The sequence below is a fragment of the Candidatus Phytoplasma fabacearum genome (assembly GCF_030586805.1).
Taxonomy (GTDB): Bacteria; Bacillota_I; Bacilli_A; order Acholeplasmatales; family Acholeplasmataceae; genus Phytoplasma; species Phytoplasma fabacearum.
On the sequence record NZ_JAOSIM010000036.1, the window covers coordinates 1 to 2,957 of the forward strand.

Below are 2,957 nucleotides of genomic sequence, written 5' to 3' on the forward strand. Positions count from 1 at the left end.
TAATGACTTTAAACTCATTATTAGTTAATTTAATAACTGACCTTTAGGATTCTCCAAGTTACGCTAAATATCTACCTTGATTCCTTAGGTGAAGTAACCATTTTATTAATGGTGAGATTCCAGGTTTTAATTGATAAACTATCCAATCCTAATGCTATATTGATAGATTCCGGACTACTCGATTACAGTAGTTTGCGAAGTAGGTTTCATTATTACATCTGCTTATCTTCTTAGGCCATTACAGGCTTATCCTTAGAACCATTTGGTGGCGGTATCTTCTTGACTAACTACTTCGTCGCAACCCGCTTTTAAGAACTGCTGTAATTCCTGAGAGTTTCCATTCAAGAACCGTTCTTAGCCTTACAGTGTTTATCGCACTGGTGATTGGTTAAATGACACGATATTTAGGCCTCTTTGGCGCCCCATTAGAAAGAATAATTATTTGAAATTGTTTACTAATATTAATTAATAAATTATAAATTTTATTATCTAATTTTTTTTGAAACGGTTCTATAAGAGTATTATCATATGGATAGATTATTTGCGTTTTGATCTCAGAATTTGTTTTTCTGATAGCTATTACAAACAGCCCCCATCCAAACCGGACAAGCAAGTTTCCCAGCATCCGGCTTTCCATAATTTATCAATAAACAATAAATTACTGACTTCTTTCGCCCTATCAAGGTCGTTAACCTTGTTCCAGGGAGGACGATTCTCTTTATCATTCCAGATCAAGTTTTACTCCTCCGACTACTAAGAAGTCGCTTTATCCTTGGGCCTAATGACTTTAAACTCATTATTAGTTAATTTAATAACTGACCTTTAGGATTCTCCCAGTTACGCTAAATATCTACCTTGATTCCTTAGGCGAAGTAACCATTTTGTTAATGGTGAGATTCCAGGTTTGTTAATTGATAAACTATCCAATGCGATTTAGATATATTGATAGCCTCTAGACTGCTCGCTTATAGTAGTTTGCGAGACAGGTTTAATATCACATCTACTTATCTTCTTAGGCCATTACAGGCTTATCCTTAGAACCATTTGGTGGCGGTATCTTCTTGACTAACTACTTCGTCGCAACCCGCTTTTAAGAACTGCTGTAATTCTTGAGAGTTTCCGTTCAAGAACCGTTCTTAGCCTTACAGTGTTTATCGCACTGGTGATTGGTAAAATCACAAGATATTTAGGCATCTTAGGCGCCCTAAATCAAATAATAATACTTTAATATTTTTTTGAAATAATTCTTCGAATGGAATTTCAAAAACAGAATCATAATAAAAACTGGGTATATAATGTAGATAATTTTCTAATTTCATAATTTTCCATATCCAATTAATTTATTTTCAAAATTTTAATATCAATAATTTTGCCAGTTTCAGATTTATATCTTAACTGATCACCTTCCTTATGTCCTTGTAAACTTTGTCCAATAGGAGATTCAATAGAAAATTTATTGTTTAAAGGATCTACTTCTAAAATTCCAACTAAATGTAATTTTAAAATTTTCATATTATCTAAAAACTGAATATCTACTGTATTACCAATAGTAACGATTCCTTTATTTTGATTAGAATAATCAATTATTTGCATATTTTTTAAAATATTTTTAATTTCAGAAATTCGCGTTTCTATTATTATTTGCTCATTAGTAGCAGCTGCATAATCAGCATTTTCACTCAAATCTCCTTGATCACGAGCTTCTTTTAAAGAAATTAAATTTTCGCTTCTTTTAGTGGAAGTTAAATGTTCTAACTCTTGTTTTAATTTATCTACGCCCTCTTGAGTTAACTTATAAATTTGTTTATCTTTATTAATATTTTTTTTATCAACTTTATATTTATTTACATAAGAATTAATATCATGGCTCATAATATAACTAACCTACCTCTTTTATCTGTGATTTTTTTATATTGGATAATTTATTTTCTCACCAATATATATTCAGATGGTAAAAAATTTTTACAAGAAATACTTAATCCATCTCCTACATCGATAAATATAGTTTTAAACAAATAATTATTTTTTAAATATATTTTAAATTCTTGTATTTTATTAAGAATTTTACAAACATTTTTAGAATTATTTTTGTTATTGAATAAATTATGAAAATTTAAATTATCACAAATAATAAAACCATTATTTTTTATAAATTTTTGATATTTTTCAAATAATTTGCAATATTGTGATTTAGCTCCATCGATAAAAATTAAATCATAATGTTTTTTAGGTTGAAATATTAAAGCTTCTGTCCAAATAACTTTAACTTTAAAAGGTGTATTAAAAAATATTTTTTTAGCTAAAAGATAATAACTATGCTTTCTTTCTAATGTTTCAATTTGATTATTAGGATTACACATAGTTAACGCACTATAGCCAACAGCAGTGCCTATTTCTAAAATATCTATTATTTTTTTTTGATTAATAAAATTTTCTAAAAATAAACTAGTTTCTTCTTGAATAATAGGTATACATTCTTTTATAGCATATTTTTTTATCTTTTTTAAATATTTCTTTTTTGTTTTATAAAATATAGACATATGTAAATTCTTTATAATTTTTTTTTATTTAGATAAGTAATTCGATTATCTTTGATTATTTAAAAAATTTTGTAAAATTATTGTAGCAGCCATTTCATCTTTTAATTTAAATATTTGTTTTTTTTTATATTGCGCCTGATACATATTATCAATAGCTTCTTGGGTAGAAAGTCTTTCATCCCACAAAAAAATTTTAACAGATGGAAAATATTTCTTAATTCTTTTGCTAAAAGCAATACTAATTTTAGATTTAACTCCTATATTATTATTCATATGCCTAGGATCTCCTAATATGGATAGATTATTTGCGTTTCAATCTCAAAATTTGTCTTTCTAATATCTATTACAAATAGCCCCCATCTAAACCGGACAAGCAAGTTTCCAAGCATCCGGCTTGCCATAATTTATCCTCTTCTG

At 27.6% G+C, this 2,957-nt stretch carries 5 protein-coding genes; all 5 read right to left on the reverse strand.

The window, feature by feature from the left end; all coding sequences use genetic code 11:
* Nucleotides 1-388: 388 nt before the first annotated feature.
* Nucleotides 389-637, reverse strand: a complete 249-nt coding sequence (locus OC705_RS02375) for a hypothetical protein (RefSeq protein ID WP_304512671.1) — start codon at nt 635-637, stop codon at nt 389-391.
* 428 nt (nt 638-1,065) lie between these two features.
* Nucleotides 1,066-1,194, reverse strand: a complete 129-nt coding sequence (locus OC705_RS02380; protein WP_304513983.1) for a hypothetical protein — start codon at nt 1,192-1,194, stop codon at nt 1,066-1,068.
* A 141-nt stretch (nt 1,195-1,335) separates the two neighbouring features.
* Entirely contained in the window at nt 1,336-1,872 is a 537-nt protein-coding gene (greA, locus tag OC705_RS02385; RefSeq protein WP_304512672.1) for a transcription elongation factor GreA, read from the reverse strand.
* Nucleotides 1,873-1,922: 50 nt separating this feature from the next.
* The gene (locus OC705_RS02390; protein WP_304512673.1) at nt 1,923-2,540 is read right to left on the reverse strand and encodes an O-methyltransferase; all 618 of its coding nucleotides are present in this window, start codon (nt 2,538-2,540) and stop codon (nt 1,923-1,925) included.
* A 45-nt stretch (nt 2,541-2,585) separates the two neighbouring features.
* Nucleotides 2,586-2,813 carry a Holliday junction resolvase RuvX gene (gene ruvX, locus OC705_RS02395; protein WP_304512674.1) on the reverse strand — a complete coding sequence of 76 codons (228 nt, stop codon included), beginning with the start codon at nt 2,811-2,813 and terminating at the stop codon, nt 2,586-2,588.
* Between the last annotated feature and the right edge of the window lie 144 nt (nt 2,814-2,957).